This is a genomic window from Bacteroides cutis (assembly GCF_900241005.1).
GTDB classification, from domain to species: Bacteria; Bacteroidota; Bacteroidia; order Bacteroidales; family Bacteroidaceae; genus Bacteroides; species Bacteroides cutis.
In genome coordinates this window covers 349,141-368,651 of the sequence record NZ_OEST01000001.1, presented here as the reverse complement: position 1 = coordinate 368,651, position 19,511 = coordinate 349,141, and the positions used below count along the sequence as shown (strand labels likewise).

The following is a 19,511-nucleotide window of genomic DNA, read 5'->3' as shown; positions in this document are numbered from 1 at the left end:
GTAATTCTATTCTATTAATGCAAAATCCAGTTGTTTCTTCTCCAAATTGGCACGGGCCACTTTGATGGTGATAGTGTCTCCCAAACTGTATGCGCGTTTTTTACGACGTCCACGCAGGCAGTAATTCTTCTCGTCGAATTCGTAGTAATCATCGTCGAGGTCCCGGATGGGAATCATGCCTTCGCACTTGTTCTCATTCAACTCTACATAAAGTCCCCATTCCGTAACCCCTGAAATTACTCCATCGTAGGTTTGTCCCAGACGTTCCGTCATGTATTCCACCTGTTTGTACTTGATGGAAGCACGTTCCGCATTGGCAGCAACCTGTTCCATACTGCTGGAATGTTCACAAAGGGCCTCATATTTCTGTTCTGAAACGCTTCGTCCACCCTGGTCGATATATTTTGTCAGCAGACGATGTACCATCATATCCGGAAAACGGCGGATGGGTGAAGTGAAATGTGTGTAATAATCGAATGCCAATCCATAGTGACCGATGTTGTGCACCGAATAACGGGCTTTCTGCATGGCACGTATGGACACGGTTTCAATGAGATTTTCTTCTTTTTTGCCTTGAATATCATCCAATAGATGGTTGATGGACTTGGAAACATCCGTCTTGGTTCCACTGGTGCGCAGTTTATAACCAAAGCGGGCGATGAACTGTGCCAAGTTATCCAGTTTTTCCGGATCCGGAAGGTCGTGGATGCGGTAAGGAAATACTTTCGGTTTCTTGTTCTTCGGCACACGTCCTATTTTCTCGGCTACGGTGCGGTTGGCAAGCAACATGAATTCCTCCACTAGCTTATTGGCATCCTTTGACATCTTGAAATAGACGTTGATGGGTTTGCCCTTTTCATCAATTTCGAACTTCACTTCATAGCGGTCGAAGTTGATGGCACCGGCTTTGAAACGATTTTCACGTAGCAATTTGGCAAGTTTGTCCAGCTCGAGGATTTCTTCCTTGAAATCACCTTTTCCGGTTTCTATTATCTCTTGCGCTTCTTCATACGTGAAGCGGCGATCAGACTTAATGACTGTATGAACGATACGTGAATTTTTCACCTCTCCCTTTTCCGTCATGTTAAAGATGACAGAATAAGCCAGTTTCTCTTCATCAGGACGTAGCGAACAGATAAAGTTACACAGTCGTTCGGGCAACATCGGAATAGTCCGGTCTACCAGGTAAACAGATGTGGCACGCTTTTCGGCTTCTTTATCGATGATGCCACCTTCCTTTACATAATGGGTTACGTCGGCAATGTGCACACCTACTTCCCACAAACCTTCTTTCAGCTTACGGATGGACAATGCGTCATCAAAGTCTTTGGCATCTTTAGGGTCTATGGTGAAAGTCGTTACATTGCGGAAGTCCTCGCGTTTGGCATATTCTTCAGCGGGAATTTCATCAGATATCTTGTCCGCTGCCTTTTCTACCGCAGACGGATATACATACGGCAGACCATATTCAGCCAGGATAGCATGCATTTCAGTAGTGTTCTCACCCGCCTTGCCCAAGATGTCCACTACTTGCCCGATGGGATTTTTCGCTTTGTCAGGCCATTCTATTATCTTTACGATGGCTTTGTCACCAGTCTTTCCACCTTTCAGTTTTTCTTTGGGGATAAAGATGTCATTGGCGAGCGTACGATTTTCTGTGACAAGGAAAGCGTATGAACTGGCAACTTCCAGCGTACCTACAAAGGTATCATTGGCACGTTCCAGTATCTCGATTACTTCACCTTCGGCTTCGCGTCCCCGACGTTTCGCATAGAAAGCAATGCGTACTTTGTCGTTGTTCATGGCATGTGCCGAGTTGCGTTCTGCGACAAAAATTGGATCTCCGCCGCCTTCGGGGATAAAAGAATTCTTTCCGTTACTCTTGCGCTGAAAAATTCCGGTCATCTCCACTCCGTGGTTGTTCAGCTTATATTTATGTTTATCCACCTCGGTGATATAATCATCTTCCGATAGCTCGGAAAGGATATCCATACACAACATTTTCAGAGGATGTGTAGTGAGGCGCAACTGCTCAAAAATATATTTCAGGGATAGTACTTCGTCTTGTTTCGCGTGGAAAAACTCCAGTATAATCTTGACAAGCTCTTTTTTCTTCATTCGCTTGCCGGCCTTTTTTTCTTTCTTTTCTTTGTTCTTAGCCATATATATGTCGATTGGTTTTAGTTGGGAAATATTATGGGGTGATAAAGTGATAGTGGGATATTACTTTGACAGCATATTACTACTAGTTACTACTTAGAAAGACGGTTACGCAACTGCGTTATCATACTATCACATTATCATCTTACCACTTTTAACTGATCTTTCTTTGCAAAGTAAACAAAATATTGTTTTCGGTAGTTCAATCTGCCCTTAAAATCTTGCCGGTCAAATGAAAATAATTAAAGAACGGCGGTACGTAATAGATTTATGTACTATATTTGCAACGACTTAGCAAAAAATAACATGAAAAAACAAGCTTTTGACAAAGAAAACAGCACCCGGGAAAAGAGTATTTACCGAGTGACGATTGTAGGAAGCGTGGTGAATTTCTTGTTGCTTATTTTTAAGTTTTTTGCGGGTATTATGGGGCATAGTGCCGCTATGCTGGCAGATGCGGTTCACTCGTTATCTGATTTTGTTACGGATATCATCGTCATTGTTTTTGTGCGTATCTCTTCGAAACCCGAAGATGAGGGGCACGATTACGGTCATGGAAAATACGAAACGTTGGCTACTGCCATTATTGGCATTTTCCTCTTGTTTGTGGGTTTCGGGATTTTATGGAACGGAGCTTCCTCCATTTATTGTTTTCTGCGGGGAGGTTCGTTGCAAGAGCCCGGTATGTTGGCGTTGATAGCGGCGGTGGTATCCATTATCTTCAAGGAGGTACTTTACCAATATACCATATTCCAGGGGAAAAAACTGAATTCACAAGCGGTAGTTGCCAACGCTTGGCATCATCGGAGCGATGCGTTGTCGTCCATAGGTACAGCCATTGGTATCGGTGGAGCCATCCTCTTGGGCAATCGGTGGAGGGTGCTGGATCCTCTTGCGGCAGTTATCGTCAGCCTTTTCATTATGAAAGTGGCTATTCAGTTATTGGTTCCCTGTGTAGATGAATTATTGGAAAAGTCTTTGCCTGCCGATGTGGAAGACAAGATACAGGAAACGATACTTTCATTTCCCGGGGTGAGCTCTCCACATCATCTTCGTACGCGTCGCATTGGTAATTATTACGCCATTGAGGTGCATGTACGTATGGATGGGAAGATATCATTGGAAGAAGCTCACTATACGGCGACCGCCATTGAGGACAAGTTGAAAGAGCTGTTTGGTAAAAATACCCATGTCGGCATCCACTTGGAGCCTATAAAAAAGGATGATGAAAGAAATGACAATAGGATAGCGAGGTGATAAAGTATAGGGTGATAAGGAGAATGACATACCAGGTAATTTCAATTGTCGGTCGTCAAACCATAAATATGTAAACGTGTAAATGGAAACGATTTTAATCACAGGAGCCAGTGGATTTATAGGGAGTTTCATCGTCGAAGAAGCATTAAAGCGTAAATTTGGCGTATGGGCGGGTATCCGTTCGTCCAGTAGCCGGGAATATTTGAAAAATCGTAAGATACATATTCTCGAGCTCGATTTTGCACATCCCAACGAATTGCGGGCGCAACTTTCCGGCCATAAAGGAACCTATAACAAGTTCGATTATATCGTTCATTGTGCCGGAGCCACCAAATGTGTGGATAAGAGTGACTTTGACCGTGTGAACTATCTCCAGACCAAATATTTTGTGGATACACTGAGAGAGCTGAACATGATTCCCAAACAATTCATTTTCATCAGTACGTTGAGCGTTTTCGGTCCCGTGCGCGAGAAGACTTACCGTCCCATCGTGGAGTCGGATACACCTGTGCCCAATACCGCATATGGGCTAAGCAAACTGAAAGCGGAGTTTTATTTGCAAAGTATCCCGGGTTTCCCGTATGTCATCTACCGCCCTACGGGAGTTTATGGACCGCGCGAGAAAGATTATTTCCTGGTGGCGAAGTCCATCCGGCAACATACCGATTTTTCGGTTGGTTTTCGCCGGCAGGACCTGACGTTTATTTATGTCAAAGACATCGTGCAAGCGGTGTTTTTGGGAATTGACAAGAAAGTGTGCCGTCGCGCCTATTTTCTGGCGGATGGCCAAGTATATCAGAGCCGTACATTTTCGGACTTGATACGGAAAGAATTGGGCAATCCGTTTGTTATTCGCCTAAGATGCCCGTTAATTGTGCTGAAAGTAGTATCTTTGCTCGCTGAATTTTGGGCAAAGCAACGGAAGACCACCAGTACGCTCAATTCGGACAAATATAGAATAATGAAACAACGTAACTGGCAGTGTGACATTGCTCCGGCTATTGAGGAACTGGGTTTCAGTCCTGAATACGATTTGGAACGGGGAGTGAAGGAAACGATTGCATGGTATAAAGACAAAGGATGGCTTTAGATTTATTTAAAAGGGTAGAAACCCGTAAAGGGCTCTTTGCTGTTGAGAAGATTACGCTGATATATAATCTGCTGACTTCCATTTTAATTCTGTTTCTTTTTCAGGAAATGGACCATCCGGAGCAGATGCTGGCAGACCGGGTTATAATTGCCGGCATGACGTTTCTGTTGATGTATCTCTACCGGCTTGCTCCTTGCAAGTTCTCCGCTTTCGTCCGCATTGCCATCCAGATGTCGCTGCTTTCTTACTGGTATCCCGATACATTTGAGTTCAACCGTGTTTTCCCTAACCTCGACCACGTCTTTGCATCGGCAGAGCAGTGGATATTCGGCGGACAACCTGCCGTATGGTTCTGTTTGCGTTTTCCACAAATGTGGGTGAGCGAACCTTTCAACATGGGGTATTTCTCCTATTATCCGATGATTCTCCTCGTAGTAGTGTGGTATTTTCTTTATCGTTTCGAGCTTTTTGAGAAAGTGTCATTTGTCATCGTCACTGCTTTCTTCATCTATTATCTGATTTACATCTTTGTTCCGGTTGCCGGTCCGCAATTCTATTTCCCTGCCATCGGTGAAGATAAAGTGGCGCAAGGCATATTCCCAGCCATCGGCGATTATTTCCATCACCATCAGGAACTTCTTCCCGGTCCCGGATACGAGCATGGTTTTTTTTATAATCTGGTGGAAGGTTCACAACAAGTGGGTGAACGCCCCACGGCGGCCTTTCCAAGTTCGCATGTGGGCATGTCTACCATTCTGATGATTATGGCATGGCGTGGAAATAAATGGTTGTTTGCCTGTCTGTTGCCTTTCTATTTGTTGCTTTGTGGAGCCACGGTATACATCCAGGCGCATTATCTTATTGATGCTATTGTAGGCTTCTTCTCTGCTTTTGTACTCTATATCGTGGTGACGTGGATGTTCAAGCGGTGGTTTGCACAGCCGATGTTCAAGTGACCCTATCCTCTTTTCCGGCATCTATAGATGCCTCGCGACAGATCTTAATATCCCTCGCGATAGTTCTTTATGCCTGTCGCGATAGATCTATAGGTCTGTCGCAATGGAACTATAGATCCATCAGACTGCTGATTTGCAGTTTATAACATTGGCTCTATCTTGTCGAAGATACGATACAAGTCTTCTTTCGTTTCTGCCCGCAACATCGCTATCCTTGTATCCCGGAAATTAGGAATACCTTTGAAAAGCGGACTGGCAGCCAGGTGGCGGCGTACATGCAAGATACCCCTACGCTCATCCAGTAGGCTGACACTGTCTTCCACTTCTTGCCGAAGCACGTTCAACCGCCATTCCGAACTCAGCGGCGGCAGTTCCTCTCCGGTTTCCAGATAATGCTTTACTTCCTTGAAGAACCACGGGCGACCGAAACTGGCGCGTCCTATCATGATGGCATCTACCCCATAAAGGTCGAAACACTCTTTGGCTCTTTGGGGTGTGGTGATATCACCATTACCGATGATGGGAATGTGCATGCGAGGATTTTTCTTCACTTCTCCGATGAGTGTCCAGTCCGCTTCACCGGTGTACATCTGGGCACGGGTACGGCCGTGGATGGTAAGTGCGGCAATTCCACAATCTTGTAGCTGTTCGGCAAGGTCTACGATGATTTTGTTGTTCGTATCCCAGCCCAGGCGCGTTTTCACGGTCACGGGTATCTTCACTGTATCTACCACTGCACGGGTAATCTCCAGCATTTTGGGTACGTTTTGCAGCATGCCCGCTCCGGCGCCTTTGCCTGCCACCCGCTTTACGGGACAACCGAAGTTAATATCCAATACATCAGGACGAGCCTGCTCTACGATGCGTGCGGCTTCTACCATCGTATCCGTGTCCTTTCCGTAAATCTGTATAGCTACGGGACGTTCCTTATCACTGATGTTCAGTTTTTGCTCCGTCTTACTTACGGAACGTATCAAGGCGTCGGCCGATACGAATTCGGTATATACCATATCCGCTCCGAACTGCTTGCACATCAGCCGGAAAGCCGGGTCGGTAACGTCCTCCATCGGGGCGAGGAGAATGGGATGCTCGCCCAGGTCTATATCTTTAATCTTCATATTCTAAATGATTTCCCTGCAAAAATACGGAAAAAAGCCTACCTTTGCATACTCTAATTCAAAAAGATATGATGAAACCCTCTATTGATGATTTTGAAATCATGGCGCCCGTAGGCTCGCGCGAGTCTCTTGCCGCCGCTATTCAGGCAGGTGCGGATTCCATTTATTTCGGTATTGAGAACCTGAATATGCGTGCCCGTTCTGCCAATACCTTCACGATTGATGATTTGCGGGAGATAGCCCGGACGTGCGACGAACATGGTATGAAAAGTTATCTCACGGTGAATACAATAATCTACGACAATGATATTCCTTTGATGCGTACCATCGTGGATGCAGCTCATGAGGCAGGTATATCGGCTGTGATTGCAGCGGATGTGGCGGTGATGAGCTATGCGCGGCAGATAGGACAGGAAGTACATCTTTCCACACAGTTGAATATATCCAATGTGGAAGCATTACGGTTCTATGCCCGGTTTGCCGATGTGGTGGTGCTGGCACGTGAACTAAATCTGGAACAGGTCGCTGAGATCTATCGCCATATCCGGGAAGAGAATATCTGTGGTCCTGGCGGGCGGCAGATACGCATTGAAATGTTCTGTCACGGAGCTCTTTGCATGGCTGTTTCAGGCAAATGTTACCTTTCGTTGCACGAAATGAATCACTCTGCCAATAGGGGGGCCTGCATGCAGGTGTGTCGTCGTTCTTATACCGTGCGTGATAAAGAGACAGATGTGGAACTGGATATCGATAACCAGTATATCATGTCTCCGAAAGATTTGAAAACCATTCATTTTATGAACAAGATGATGGATGCCGGTGTACGTGTTTTCAAGATTGAAGGACGTGCCCGCGGCCCCGAGTATGTACGTACGGTGGTGGAATGTTATAAAGAAGCAATCCGTTCTTATCTGGAAGATACCTTTACCGATGAGAAGATTGCCGTTTGGGATGAACGGTTGAAGACTGTTTTCAACCGTGGTTTTTGGAATGGATACTATCTGGGACAACGCTTGGGCGAATGGACGAAGAACTATGGTTCTGCCGCTACGGAACGTAAGATTTATGTTGGCAAAGGTATCCGTTATTTCTCCAATATCGGAGTAGCCGAGTTTCTGGTGGAGGCGGCCGAAGTCAGCGTAGGTGATAAACTGCTGATAACAGGTCCCACGACCGGTGCGGAATTTCTTACTCTAGACGAAGCACGTGTTGACTTGAAATCTGTGCAAACGGTGAAGAAGGGGCAACATTTCTCGATGAAGTCGGTTAAGATACGCCCTAGCGATAAGTTGTATAAGCTGGTTTCCGTAGAAGAACTGAAGAAGTTCAAGGGGTTGGATGTGGAACAGCAGCGAGGATAAAAAGGGGAGATAAGGTAGTGGAGTGATAAGGGGATAATATTATAGAGTATGGACTATATTTATGAACTGGCAATGAAGGTACGTGACTATGAGTGCGACCTGCAAGGTATTGTTAACAATGCGAACTATCAGCACTATCTGGAGCACACGCGGCACGAGTTTTTGCTGAGTACGGGAGTCAGCTTTGCCGCATTGCACGAGCAAGGGGTAGATCCGGTAGTGGCGCGTATCAGCATGGCTTTCAAGACCCCATTGAAAAGTGGTGATGAGTTTGTGTCCAAGTTGTATATGAAGAAAGAAGGTATCAAATATGTCTTCTATCAAGATATTTTTCGCGCTTCCGACGGTAAAGTCTGTCTGAAAGGCATAGTCGAAACGGTATGTGTGGTAAACGGGCGTTTAAGTGACAGTGAGCTCTTCGACAGTATCTTTGCTTCTTATCTTAAGCCGGTGTAAATCTGTGATGAAATGAATAACGACGAACATATTTGCTGTATAGCTCTTACGCTTTGCCCCGGTATAGGACATATCGGGGCAAAGCGTTTAATAGACGGTATGGGTAGTGCCACCGAAGTTTTTCACCAGCGACGGATATTGCCAGAACTCCTTCCTGGAGTAAATCCTGCGGTAGTCGCTGCCCTTGATTGTCCTGCCGCCTTCCTGCGGGCGGAGCGTGAAATGGAATTTGTAGAAAAGAATGGCTTATCTTGCCTGTCCTTTCATGATGAGGCTTATCCTTCCCGTCTGCGCGAATGTGAAGACGCGCCGCTTGTACTTTTCTTCAAAGGGAATACGGATCTCAATCGCTTGCGTGTCATCAATATGGTAGGTACACGTCGTGCCACCGACTATGGAAAGCAATTCTGTACCGATTTTCTTCACGATTTGGCTGCTTTTTGTCCCGATGTTCTTGTCGTTAGCGGACTGGCTTACGGCATTGATATCCATGCCCATCGTGCAGCTTTGGCGAATAACCTTTCTACCGTTGCCGTTCTGGCGCATGGTTTGGATCGTATCTATCCTTTTGTTCATCGCAAAACTGCCATTGATATGCTGTCCAATGGCGGATTACTTACGGAGTTCCTTACTGAAACCAATCCCGACAAACATAACTTTGTCAGCCGTAATCGTATTGTAGCCGGTATGAGCGATGCAACTGTCGTTGTAGAATCTGCTGTAAAAGGTGGTTCATTGATTACCGCCGAACTGGCGGAAAGTTATCATAGAGATTGTTTTGCCGTCCCTGGTCGTGTCACCGATGCCGCTTCGATGGGTTGTAATCGTCTGATACGCGATAATAAAGCGGTTCTTATTCAGAATGTGGAAGATTTTTTGCAAACGATGGGGTGGATGAAACCGGAACAGGCTTTCAAGTCGGAAAGTATCCAGCGTAATCTTTTTCCGGAGCTGACGGGCGAAGAAGAAAATATCGTCCGTATTCTTTCCTGTCGGGGAGACTTACATATCAACACGTTGGTGGTAGAAACAAATATTCCCGTAAACCGCATGAGCACTTTACTGTTTGAGTTGGAAATGAAGGGAGTAGTGAAAGCATTGGTTGGTGGGGTATATCGCTTGTTGGTGTAAGGTAGAGATAGCGCAATAAACGAATGCCATATAGCAAATATATACTATAAACATTTTGCTGCTAACAAGATGGTAGTGAATATAACGAAGTTCCCGGACATGACCGGAAGGGGGCGGACATAAAAAAAGGAGTACCGCTGTACTCCAACCTTTGTTAACCTTAAATCTAATACTATGAAAAAAATCACATGACAAATGTATGCGTTTCGGATATATCCTGCAAACTTTTATTCTTCCTTTGCCTATCTTTTAAATTTCTTTCACGGATATTTACTGTTCTCGCACACGGAATGACGATATGAACAACATTAATGATGTATGGCTAACGAAATGTCAACTTTTAGTGGAGTTTGTCTGTTTCGTTATTGCTTCTTGTTGTTAATTCGGGAATGTATTCCTAAAATAAGAAAAGACTTCAGAGCTTCATCGTGTAACTTGCGCTTCAAATAAAAAACTCCTCTACCAATTTCCCGGCAGAGGAGTCTCTTTTGTGATATTAATCAAATGATATTTGAAATGAAAGTACCTGTCAGTCTTTCAATTTTGCAATAATAAAGTCACGGTTCAAGCGTGCGATATTACTGATGGAAACGTTCTTCGGGCATTCAGCTTCGCAAGCACGAGTATTTGTACAGTTACCGAAACCAAGTTCGTCCATTTTGCTCAACATCGCTTTAGCACGGCGCAATGCTTCCGGCTTACCTTGAGGCAACAGATTTAACTGACTTACCTTGGCAGAAACAAACAACATGGCAGAACCATTTTTACAAGCAGCTACACAAGCGCCACAACCGATACAAGAAGCAGCGTCCATAGCTTCGTCGGCGATAGGTTTCGGAATTAGGATAGCATTAGCATCTTGTGGGGCACCTGTACGTACACTGACGTAACCGCCAGCCTGCATAATCTTGTCGAAAGCCGTACGGTCGACCATCAAATCCTTGATAACCGGGAAACCGGCAGAACGCCAAGGCTCTACAGTGATAGTATCGCCATCATTGAAACGGCGCATATACATTTGGCAGGTAGTGGCACCTGTAGCAGGACCATGGGGATGTCCGTTGATGTAAAGGGAACACATGCCGCAAATACCTTCGCGGCAGTCATGATCGAATACAACCGGTTCTTTACCTTCACTAATGAGCTGTTCGTTCAGAATATCCAGCATTTCAAGGAATGAAGTATCGCCCGGAATATCTTTCATTTGGTATGTTTCAAAAGCGCCTTTTGCTTTCGGACCCTTTTGGCGCCATACCTTGAGCGTAAATGATATATTTTTATCCATTTTCTTTAGTTCTTTAAATGTTCAACTTCCCAATTAGCTCTTGTAATTACGAGTCTGTACTTTGATGGCTTCGTAAACCAACGGTTCTTTCAACAGCAACGGAGCTTTTTCGTCGGAACCTTGGTATTCCCAGCAAGCAACATAGAAGAAATTCTCGTCATCACGCTTAGCTTCACCTTCTTCAGTCTGATATTCTTCACGGAAGTGTCCGCCGCAGCTCTCATCGCGGTTCAAAGCATCATATGCTACCAATTCTCCCATAGTGATGAAGTCGTACAGACGGATAGCTTTGTCGAGTTCAACGTTCATGCCTTCTTTGTCGCCGGGGATGAAGAGGTTGGTCTCGAATTCCTTGCGGATTTCTTTCATCTTGGCAAGTCCTTCTTTCAGACCTTCGGCAGTACGTCCCATACCTACATATTCCCACATGATGTGACCGAGTTTCTTGTGGATGGAGTCAACAGATTCTTTGCCCTTGATATTCATCATCCAATTGATCTTGTCCTGAACCGCTTTTTCTGCTTCTACAAACTCAGGCAAGTCGGTAGAGAAACGGGGAACGGTAATCTGGTCGGACAGATAGTTCTGGATAGTGTAAGGCAATACAAAGTAACCATCAGCCAAACCTTGCATCAATGCAGAAGCACCAAGACGGTTTGCGCCGTGGTCGGAGAAGTTGCATTCACCGATGGCAAACAGACCCTTGATAGAAGTTTGCAGTTCATAGTCTACCCAGATACCACCCATTGTGTAGTGGATAGCCGGATAAATCATCATCGGATTTTCATAGGGACTGACGTCAGTGATTTCTTCGTACATGTCGAAGAGGTTACCGTAGCGTTGAGCTACCACGTCTTTGCCCAGACGGTTGATTGCATCGCTGAAGTCGAGGAATACGGCAAGGCCGGTGTTGTTTACGCCATAACCTTTATCGCAACGCTCTTTAGCTGCACGGCTGGCAACGTCGCGCGGAACGAGGTTACCGAATGCCGGATAGCGGCGTTCCAGATAATAGTCGCGGTCTTCTTCAGGAATATCTTTTCCTTGCAGAGTGCCTTCCTGTAATTTCTTGGCATCTTCCAGTTTCTTGGGAACCCAGATACGACCGTCGTTACGGAGGGACTCAGACATCAAAGTCAGTTTAGATTGTTTGTCACCGTGTACCGGAATACAAGTCGGGTGGATTTGTACGTATGCCGGATTGGCCATCCATGCACCTTTGCGGTAGCAGGCAATAGCGGCCGTACAATTACAAGTCATGGCGTTGGTAGACAGGAAGTATGCATTTCCGTAACCGCCTGTAGCGATTACCACCGCATGAGCGGCAAAACGTTCCAGTTTACCTGTTACGAGATTTTTTGCAATGATACCGCGGGCACGTCCGTCAATGAGGACAACGTCCTGCATTTCATAACGAGTGAACAGTTTTACCGTACCTGCATTTACCTGACGGCTCAGTGCAGAATAAGCACCCAACAACAACTGCTGGCCTGTCTGGCCTTTGGCATAGAATGTACGGGATACCTGAGCGCCGCCAAAGGAACGGTTGTCAAGCAAACCGCCATATTCACGGGCGAAAGGAACCCCCTGTGCTACGCATTGGTCGATAATACTGTTTGAAACTTCAGCTAAACGGTAAACGTTAGCTTCGCGGGCACGGTAGTCGCCACCCTTCACTGTATCGTAGAACAACCGGTAAACAGAGTCACCGTCGTTTTGATAATTCTTGGCAGCATTGATACCACCCTGTGCAGCGATGGAGTGTGCACGGCGCGGAGAATCTTGAATGCAGAAGTTGAACACTCTGAAACCCATTTCACCGAGGGAAGCGGCAGCAGAAGCACCGGCCAATCCGGTTCCTACTACGATGATATCCAAGCGGCGTTTGTTGGCGGGATTTACTAATTTTTGGTGAGCTTTATAATTGGTCCATTTCTCAGCTACCGGTCCTTCCGGTATTTTAGAATCTATCTTAGTCATAATGCTATTACAATTTAATCATTTACAATTTACAAATTAGCAAGCGCCGCTGCACATCAAAGATTTGATGAAGAACACGACAACTACCAGAGCGAAGCATACAACAACGATAGTGGAGTAGATGTTGGATACACATTTCCAACGGTTGATCCATACTTTGTTGTTCCAGCCCAGAGACTGCATAGAGCTCCAGAAACCGTGAGTCAGGTGGAACCACAGTGCGCCCAGCCAAATGAGGTAAAGCACTACGAATACCGGATTAGCAAAGGTGTTCTGAATGTGGTAAACACCGTTGGCGGCATACGCTAAAGTCAGCATGTCGGCATGCATCCCCATGTTGTGCATCAGTTCGGGAAGTTGCATTTTAGCCCAGAAGTTTACCAGGTGCAAACCGATGCCGACGATTACGATAATGCCCAGCACAAGCATGTTTTGAGAAGCCCATTCTACGGTCTTCGGCTTTTCTACTACGGCATAGCGTTCGCTACCGCGTGCTTTGCGGTTTTGCATAGTCAACCAGAAAGCATAAATAATGTGGATGATGAACAAAGCAGCCAAACCTACTGTAGCTACCAATGCATACCAGTTTGCTCCCAGGAACTCACAAACCATGTTGTATCCCTTTACAGAGAATAGTGCAACAAGGTTCATCGCCATGTGAAACGTCAGAAACAGGACAAGGGCGATACCGGTAACGCTCATCACCACTTTCCTTCCTACAGATGAATTACTTAACCACATAAATGATTGAATTTAAATTATTTAATAGTTAGAAAATATATTCATTAAAGACAATTCCGCTAATTTCTCGCAAAAATAGATGAAATACCTTGATTAAGCAAGGAATTAAGGAAATAATTCCGTAATTAGGAATGTCTTGAGACGTCTGTATTTCGCTTCCGACAGATCTTAATATCCCTCGCGATAGTTCTTAATACTCCTTGTGATAGATCTTAATATCCCTCGCGAGGGATATATAGTTCCCTCACAAGCCATCTATATGGTTGTCAATGTGTTGGTAATCAGTGTTTTTTGAGGGGTGGCTATTCTTCGCCTTCTTCTTGCTCTTCGTCTTGTCCTTTACAGATAATCGAGATTTTCTCACCGTTAGCGGCACGTTTGCGCAAGGAGCGGGGAGTGTCTCCAAAAGAGTCTTTGCAGAAATGTGCGAAGTGGGACAACGAATCGAAGCCATACCGGGTGCTGATGACGGAAATACGTTGTTTGGTAGTTTGCAGGTCGTTCAGGATACCCTCACGTTTCTTGTCCAAAATCCATTCGTATACCGGTACTCCATACATGTTTTTAAACAATCGGCGGAAAGTGGTGGTAGTATATCCGCCAAGGTGTGCAAATTCTTCTACATTCTTCACTTTGTCATAATTCTGCATCACGAAATAGTGGAAACTTTCCGTATATGTACTGATCGGGTAGAAGAATATACTGATTTGGTGGATGGGGTAATAACAGGTCAGAATATAGACCAGTTCCTGACATTTCAGTTCAATATACTTGCCACAACAATTTGACTGTTCGTTGAGTGATTCGGTTAAATCCTTCAATAAATTGGTAAGCTTGGGGATGGCAATTAAAGGAGTATAGGTCAATGGGGCTTGTGAGTGTTCCAATATTTCCTTATAGCGTTCTTCGCAGATGAGAGGAAGTTCGGTAAACCAATAAACAATATATTCTACATCGGTCAACGCCAATAATTCTACTTTGGAACCGATAGCTTGAAGGATGAATTGTTGAGCTTGCAGGGTGGTACCGGGATACTCGTCACTGTTTACCAACAACTCTCCTTTCAGCATGAAAATTATGCAATTCTGTGTATACTTTTCAGCAGGGAAATGTTGCCCTTTGGAATATCGGCGATAGACCAATACTTCATTAGATACTTGAGGACATAGCCTACAGTCGATTTGTCGAATGCAGCAATTATCTGATGTCATGAATGAGCTACTGAATTGTATTAATATGTAAAATGTGGCAACAAAGATAGAATAATTTTGTGAAAACTCTAACTATTTGGGCTATCTTTGCAGCAAACTAATAGGCTCACTTCATGAAACAATCTGTTTTTTTTGTATTTTTTGCTTTTGTTGTTGTATCAAATCTCTTTTCGCAAAATTGGGATATTAATACGTTGCATAAAGTCAATAGTTGGGACAATAAGTTTGTCCGTAATTATAATAAATTTATTTCACGTTCCGAACCATACGTCGTAATAGGGGTTCCAGTCGCCATGGCTCTGACTGCTTGGGCAAAGAAAGATAAGGAGTTGTTGAAAGATGCTGTTTATGTTGGAACGAGTGTTGCCGGTGCATTTGTTGTGACCTACGGTATGAAATATCTGATTGACCGCGAACGTCCATATGACGCTTTCCCTGACAGGGTGCACCCCTATAGTTATGAAAGTAGCCCTTCGTTTCCGTCAAGTCATACGGCAACGGCTTTTGCCTTTGCTACTTCTTTATGCATAAAGTATCCGAAATGGTATGTCATAGCACCCTCCGCTTTGTGGGCTTGTTCGGTTGGAGTATCACGAATGAACGAAGGGGTTCATTACCCTTCGGATGTATTGGCAGGTGCGGCTATAGGTGCCGGTTGCGCCATAGTAAATGTTTTTGTTAATAAATATCTGAATAGGTGGCTGTTCGGAAAGTGAGAAAAAGCTTATCTTTTTACCATCTTCTCATAGGTTCCCTCGTTCAATACCTTTAAGGCCTGTTTTACACTGTTATTCGTAGTATTCATAACTTGAAAATATTCGTTCATATCCCATAAATCACGGGCTATCAAGGCTTTCAGCTGAGTCTTTATCAGTGGCAGGGATTTTTTATATTGTTCTTCATTGAACTCTATTTTCTCTTTCTCGGCTGTGGCAAGCATGTCATTCAGAATTTCATCACCAATTTCAAACTTCTCATTGAAGGTATCGAACTTCTTGTATTTGTTCTTCAATTCTTTCCGGTGGTTCTCTATGAATTTCATGGTAGTTTTGATAACTACACCTTTAGCTACCAGATTACGGTGGTAATCGGTATATTGAGTCGTATCAATCGGGACAAAGAAGTCTGGCATGATACCTCCTCCGCCATATACAGTACGGGCAAGTTTCTTAGTTTGATATTTTAGTGAGTCCGGGAAGTGGATACTGTCGGCATGCATCAGTTCGCCGTGATTAAAACGATCTATCAACTCCTGATTATATTTCTCCAGATTTTCTTCTCCTCCCGATCTGCCGCCATCCAATTTGGCAGTCTTGTCGTATGGTTTCTGTATACAACGTCCGGAAGGAGTATAATAACGGGCAATGGTGAGACGTATCATCGAGCCGTCCGGCAAATCAATAGGACGTTGTACCAATCCTTTACCAAATGTACGGCGGCCTACCACCACTCCTCTGTCCCAGTCTTGAATAGCACCGGTCACAATCTCGCTGGCTGATGCAGAATATTCATCTACCAGCACAATGAGACGTCCGTTTTTAAAGTTACCGTTACCTTTGGAATAAAAGTTGCTCCGGCGGGAAGTTCTCCCTTCAGTATATACAATAAGGTCTTTTTGTTGCAAGAACTCATTGGCAAGATCGATGGCGGCATTCAAATAACCTCCACCGTTACCTTGTAGGTCGAGTATCAAGTCCTTCATCCCTTTTTTCTGCAACTCTTTAAGAGCCTGGGTAAATTCTTCGGCAGTTGTCGCTGCAAAACGGTTGATGCGGATATATCCTGTTTTAGGTTGTATCATATAGGCCGCATCCAAACTCAAGATAGGAATTTTATCCCGTTTCACGGTGAAATAGAGCGTTTCGTTTACACCACGGCGCACAACAGTCAGTTTAACTTCCGAATTTTTTGGCCCGCGCAGGCGGCTCATAATATCTTCAGTACTCATCTTTACCCCGGCAATGGCAGAGTCGTTGACTGCTACAATACGGTCGCCGGCAAGGATACCTACTTTTTCAGAAGGTCCGTTGCTGACGGGTTGCACTACGAGCAGAGTATCTTCTATCATTTGGAACTGTATGCCGATACCTTCAAAATTGCCTTGCAACGGTTCGTTCATCTTTTTCACTTCTTCAGCATCGTTGTAGGTGGAATGCGGGTCGAGTTGTGCCAGCATTTTGATGATGGCTTCTTCTACCAGCTTGTTTTCATCTACGGAATCTACATAAAGATTAGCGATAGCAAATTCTGCCATTTGTAGTTTACGAATAGCTTCGTTATTTAGTTTTTGTGCCTGCGCTGTCACAGCGCACATACATATAATAATGAATAAAATTTTTCTCATATCTTGTTTCTTTATATTATATTTCCATTCCTTTTGGAATGAACATACTTATATCTTTTCCATATTGTAACAATTCACGTACGGTGGTCGAGCTGATACAAGTCAATTCAGGTTCCGTAAAGAGCAGAATAGTTTCAATGCCTGTCAATTTGCGGTTGATATCTGCAATAGTTTCTTCGTACTCAAAATCTTTTACGGTACGGATACCTCGCACAATCAGATTGGCATCTACCTGTTTGGCAAAGTCGATAGTCAGGCAATTGTATGATTGTACTTTGATACGTGGTTCATTCCGGTAATAGTTCCGTATCATTTCTTCGCGCTTCTCGATAGGGAAGTAGGTGTTTTTATTTTCGTTGATACCGATTCCTATGACTATTTCGTCTATAAAAGTCAGCGCACGGCTTACTACCGAAGAATGTCCGATAGTAAACGGGTCGAATGTTCCCGGAAAGATTGCTCTTCTCATGATGCTAAATCTTCTTCTATAACCAAGTTGTTGATAATAAAGTTTTGTCGTTCCATTGTGTTTTTACCCATATAGAATTCCAATAACTCTTTTACTAAGTCTGTTTTGCGCAGAGATACTTGTTCCAAACGCATATCTTTACCGATAAAATGTTTGAATTCATCCGGTGATATCTCTCCCAAACCCTTAAACCGGGTAATTTCCGGATTGGGACCCAGTTCCTCGATGGATTTCAGACGCTCGTCTTCCGTATAGCAATAATTGGTCTTTTTCTTATTGCGTACACGGAATAACGGAGTTTGAAGAATGTAAACATGCCCTTTCTTGATCAAATCGGGGAAGAATTGCAAGAAGAACGTAATAATCAGCAGGCGGATATGCATACCATCCACATCGGCATCGGTAGCCACTATCACTTTGTTGTAGCGTAATCCTTCGATACCGTCTTCAATATTCAGGGCAGCTTGCAAGAGGTTGAATTCCTCGTTCTCGTAAACCACCTTTTTAGTCAGTCCGTAAGAATTGAGCGGTTTACCGCGCAAACTGAATACGGCTTGTGTGTTTACGTCCCGGCTTTTGGTGATAGAACCGCTGGCAGAGTCGCCCTCGGTGATGAAGATACACGATTCTGTTTCCTGGTCTTTACCTTTTCCGTCACTCAGGTGGAAACGGCAGTCACGCAACTTGCGGTTATGCAGATTGGCCTTCTTGGCACGTTCACGAGCCAATTTGGTTACACCGGCTATTGCTTTACGCTCTTTCTCGGAATCTTGTATCTTTTGTAGCATGACTTCTGCCACCAACGGGTTTTTGTGGAGATAATTATCCACTTCCGTTTTAATGAAGTCACCTACATATTTATTGATACTTACGCCACCCGGTTCCATTGAAGGAGAACCTAGTTTGGTCTTGGTTTGTCCTTCAAATTGGGGCTCTTCTACATTGATGGCGATGGCGGCAACAATACCGTTACGAATATCGGCATAATCCTGGTTCTTGTTATAAAACTCTTTGATTGTCCGGGCGATATGTTCCTTCAATGCACTTTGGTGAGTACCTCCTTGAGTGGTATGCTGGCCGTTTACGAAAGAATAATATTCTTCACCGTATTGATTGGTATGTGTAAATGCTATTTCGATATCCTCGCCTTTCAAGTGAATGATATCGTATAAGCCTTCGGCTGTCATATTGTCTTTCAACAAATCTTCCAATCCGTGGCGTGACAAAATCCGCTGGCCGTTGTAGATGATGGCAAGTCCTGTATTCAGGTAGGTATAATTACGTAGTAGGGTTTCTACAAATGTATTCTGATAAGAATAATTCAGGAAAAGTGTATTGTCTGCTTCAAAGAAGATATAAGTTCCATTTTCTTCCAGGGTATTTTCTGTTACGTCATTTATCAGTACGCCTTTTTCGAAAATAGCCGTACGCACTTTACCGTCGCGGTAGCTACGTACTTCAAAACGGCTGCTAAGGGCATTTACAGCTTTGATACCTACACCATTCAGTCCGACACTTTTCTTGAAGGCCTTGCTGTCGTATTTACCACCGGTATTCAACTTACTGACTGCCTCAACTAACTTTCCTTGCGGAATACCTCGTCCGTAGTCGCGTACGCTCACGCGAAGGTTATCTTCTATGTTGACTTCGATACGTTTACCGGCACCCATTTTGAATTCATCGATGCTGTTGTCCATAACTTCTTTCAACAATACATAGATACCGTCATCGTTTTGTGAGCCGTCACCCAGACGACCGATGTACATACCCGAGCGTACACGGATATGTTCCATATCGTCCAAGTGACGAATGTTATCTTCCGTATATTCTACATTGTTTCCGGGTATCAGTCCGTTGATTTCTTCTTCCATACTTTACACTTAATTATTGTGATATCTTTTCTTTAAATGCAAGGATACGTAATTACTTGTTTGTCAATATTGTTTTCGGAT

The 19,511-nt window shown here is 44.3% G+C and carries 16 protein-coding genes; 7 read left to right on the top strand and 9 right to left on the bottom strand.

The features are described from left to right. Positions 1–6: 6 nt before the first annotated feature. On the bottom strand, positions 7–2,163 hold the full coding sequence (gene rnr / locus C1A09_RS01425) for a ribonuclease R (RefSeq protein ID WP_101541956.1): 2,157 nt from the start codon (positions 2,161–2,163) through the stop codon (positions 7–9). 303 nt (positions 2,164–2,466) lie between these two features. On the opposite strand from rnr, the gene C1A09_RS01420 reads away from it, so the two are divergent. The 3 genes from C1A09_RS01420 to C1A09_RS01410 all read left to right on the top strand — a co-directional run bounded on the left by C1A09_RS01420 (position 2,467) and on the right by C1A09_RS01410 (position 5,463). Continuing rightward, a complete protein-coding gene (locus tag C1A09_RS01420; protein ID WP_101541955.1) occupies positions 2,467–3,417 on the top strand; it encodes a cation diffusion facilitator family transporter in 951 nt (316 codons plus the stop codon). 82 nt (positions 3,418–3,499) lie between these two features. Next, entirely contained in the window at positions 3,500–4,507 is a 1,008-nt protein-coding gene (locus tag C1A09_RS01415) for an NAD-dependent epimerase/dehydratase family protein (RefSeq protein WP_101541954.1), read from the top strand. Then, positions 4,498–5,463, top strand: a complete 966-nt coding sequence (locus C1A09_RS01410; protein ID WP_101541953.1) for a phosphatase PAP2 family protein — start codon at positions 4,498–4,500, stop codon at positions 5,461–5,463. The genes C1A09_RS01415 and C1A09_RS01410 overlap by 10 nt, the downstream gene beginning before the upstream one ends. A 140-nt stretch (positions 5,464–5,603) precedes the next feature. On the opposite strand, the gene dusB is transcribed toward C1A09_RS01410, so the two are convergent. Next, a complete protein-coding gene (dusB, locus tag C1A09_RS01405; protein ID WP_101541952.1) occupies positions 5,604–6,581 on the bottom strand; it encodes a tRNA dihydrouridine synthase DusB in 978 nt (325 codons plus the stop codon). 71 nt (positions 6,582–6,652) lie between these two features. On the opposite strand from dusB, the gene C1A09_RS01400 reads away from it, so the two are divergent. From C1A09_RS01400 to dprA, 3 genes are read left to right on the top strand one after another with little or no spacing between them, the layout of a single operon-like run. Continuing rightward, entirely contained in the window at positions 6,653–7,942 is a 1,290-nt protein-coding gene (locus C1A09_RS01400; RefSeq protein ID WP_180949170.1) for a peptidase U32 family protein, read from the top strand. A gap of 48 nt (positions 7,943–7,990) precedes the next feature. Further along, a complete protein-coding gene (locus C1A09_RS01395) occupies positions 7,991–8,398 on the top strand; it encodes an acyl-CoA thioesterase (RefSeq protein ID WP_101541950.1) in 408 nt (135 codons plus the stop codon). Between the two features lie 12 nt (positions 8,399–8,410). Continuing rightward, complete coding sequence (gene dprA / locus C1A09_RS01390) at positions 8,411–9,529, top strand: DNA-processing protein DprA (RefSeq protein ID WP_101541949.1); 1,119 nt, start codon at positions 8,411–8,413, stop codon at positions 9,527–9,529. Positions 9,530–10,058: 529 nt separating this feature from the next. Here dprA and C1A09_RS01385 read toward each other — a convergent pair. From C1A09_RS01385 to C1A09_RS01370, 4 genes are all read right to left on the bottom strand, one after another. Next, on the bottom strand, positions 10,059–10,814 hold the full coding sequence (locus tag C1A09_RS01385; protein ID WP_101541948.1) for a succinate dehydrogenase/fumarate reductase iron-sulfur subunit: 756 nt from the start codon (positions 10,812–10,814) through the stop codon (positions 10,059–10,061). Positions 10,815–10,847: 33 nt separating this feature from the next. After that, positions 10,848–12,794 carry a fumarate reductase/succinate dehydrogenase flavoprotein subunit gene (locus C1A09_RS01380; RefSeq protein ID WP_101541947.1) on the bottom strand — a complete coding sequence of 649 codons (1,947 nt, stop codon included), beginning with the start codon at positions 12,792–12,794 and terminating at the stop codon, positions 10,848–10,850. 36 nt (positions 12,795–12,830) lie between these two features. Beyond that, positions 12,831–13,535 (bottom strand): succinate dehydrogenase/fumarate reductase cytochrome b subunit, encoded by a 705-nt coding sequence (locus C1A09_RS01375; RefSeq protein WP_101541946.1) that lies wholly within the window; start codon positions 13,533–13,535, stop codon positions 12,831–12,833. Between the two features lie 302 nt (positions 13,536–13,837). After that, a complete protein-coding gene (locus C1A09_RS01370) occupies positions 13,838–14,746 on the bottom strand; it encodes a helix-turn-helix domain-containing protein (protein ID WP_101541945.1) in 909 nt (302 codons plus the stop codon). 113 nt (positions 14,747–14,859) lie between these two features. Here C1A09_RS01370 and C1A09_RS01365 point away from each other — a divergent pair, with 113 nt between their 5' ends. Beyond that, positions 14,860–15,462: a phosphatase PAP2 family protein gene (locus tag C1A09_RS01365; protein ID WP_101541944.1), complete on the top strand. Its 603-nt coding sequence runs from the start codon at positions 14,860–14,862 to the stop codon at positions 15,460–15,462. Between the two features lie 8 nt (positions 15,463–15,470). Here C1A09_RS01365 and C1A09_RS01360 read toward each other — a convergent pair whose 3' ends face one another. From C1A09_RS01360 to C1A09_RS01350, 3 genes are read right to left on the bottom strand one after another with little or no spacing between them, the layout of a single operon-like run. Next, entirely contained in the window at positions 15,471–17,090 is a 1,620-nt protein-coding gene (locus C1A09_RS01360) for a S41 family peptidase (RefSeq protein ID WP_101541943.1), read from the bottom strand. Between the two features lie 16 nt (positions 17,091–17,106). Then, positions 17,107–17,559 carry a pantetheine-phosphate adenylyltransferase gene (coaD, locus tag C1A09_RS01355; RefSeq protein WP_101541942.1) on the bottom strand — a complete coding sequence of 151 codons (453 nt, stop codon included), beginning with the start codon at positions 17,557–17,559 and terminating at the stop codon, positions 17,107–17,109. Beyond that, a complete protein-coding gene (locus C1A09_RS01350) occupies positions 17,556–19,430 on the bottom strand; it encodes a DNA topoisomerase IV subunit B (RefSeq protein WP_101541941.1) in 1,875 nt (624 codons plus the stop codon). The genes coaD and C1A09_RS01350 overlap by 4 nt, the downstream gene beginning before the upstream one ends. Positions 19,431–19,511: the final 81 nt, after the last annotated feature.

Excerpts from the sequence above, each read along its gene's own strand:
- coaD (WP_101541942.1), bottom strand. The coding sequence starts at position 17,559 with ATGAGAAGAGCAATCTTTCCGGGAACATTCGACCCGTTTACTATCGGA.
- dusB (WP_101541952.1), bottom strand. The coding sequence starts at position 6,581 with ATGAAGATTAAAGATATAGACCTGGGCGAGCATCCCATTCTCCTCGCC.
- C1A09_RS01360 (WP_101541943.1), bottom strand. The coding sequence starts at position 17,090 with ATGAGAAAAATTTTATTCATTATTATATGTATGTGCGCTGTGACAGCG.
- C1A09_RS01365 (WP_101541944.1), top strand. The coding sequence starts at position 14,860 with ATGAAACAATCTGTTTTTTTTGTATTTTTTGCTTTTGTTGTTGTATCA.
- C1A09_RS01370 (WP_101541945.1), bottom strand. The coding sequence starts at position 14,746 with ATGACATCAGATAATTGCTGCATTCGACAAATCGACTGTAGGCTATGT.
- C1A09_RS01395 (WP_101541950.1), top strand. The coding sequence starts at position 7,991 with ATGGACTATATTTATGAACTGGCAATGAAGGTACGTGACTATGAGTGC.
- C1A09_RS01375 (WP_101541946.1), bottom strand. The coding sequence starts at position 13,535 with ATGTGGTTAAGTAATTCATCTGTAGGAAGGAAAGTGGTGATGAGCGTT.
- dprA (WP_101541949.1), top strand. The coding sequence starts at position 8,411 with ATGAATAACGACGAACATATTTGCTGTATAGCTCTTACGCTTTGCCCC.
- rnr (WP_101541956.1), bottom strand. The coding sequence starts at position 2,163 with ATGGCTAAGAACAAAGAAAAGAAAGAAAAAAAGGCCGGCAAGCGAATG.
- C1A09_RS01410 (WP_101541953.1), top strand. The coding sequence starts at position 4,498 with ATGGCTTTAGATTTATTTAAAAGGGTAGAAACCCGTAAAGGGCTCTTT.
- C1A09_RS01400 (WP_180949170.1), top strand. The coding sequence starts at position 6,653 with ATGAAACCCTCTATTGATGATTTTGAAATCATGGCGCCCGTAGGCTCG.
- C1A09_RS01385 (WP_101541948.1), bottom strand. The coding sequence starts at position 10,814 with ATGGATAAAAATATATCATTTACGCTCAAGGTATGGCGCCAAAAGGGT.
- C1A09_RS01380 (WP_101541947.1), bottom strand. The coding sequence starts at position 12,794 with ATGACTAAGATAGATTCTAAAATACCGGAAGGACCGGTAGCTGAGAAA.
- C1A09_RS01415 (WP_101541954.1), top strand. The coding sequence starts at position 3,500 with ATGGAAACGATTTTAATCACAGGAGCCAGTGGATTTATAGGGAGTTTC.
- C1A09_RS01420 (WP_101541955.1), top strand. The coding sequence starts at position 2,467 with ATGAAAAAACAAGCTTTTGACAAAGAAAACAGCACCCGGGAAAAGAGT.
- C1A09_RS01350 (WP_101541941.1), bottom strand. The coding sequence starts at position 19,430 with ATGGAAGAAGAAATCAACGGACTGATACCCGGAAACAATGTAGAATAT.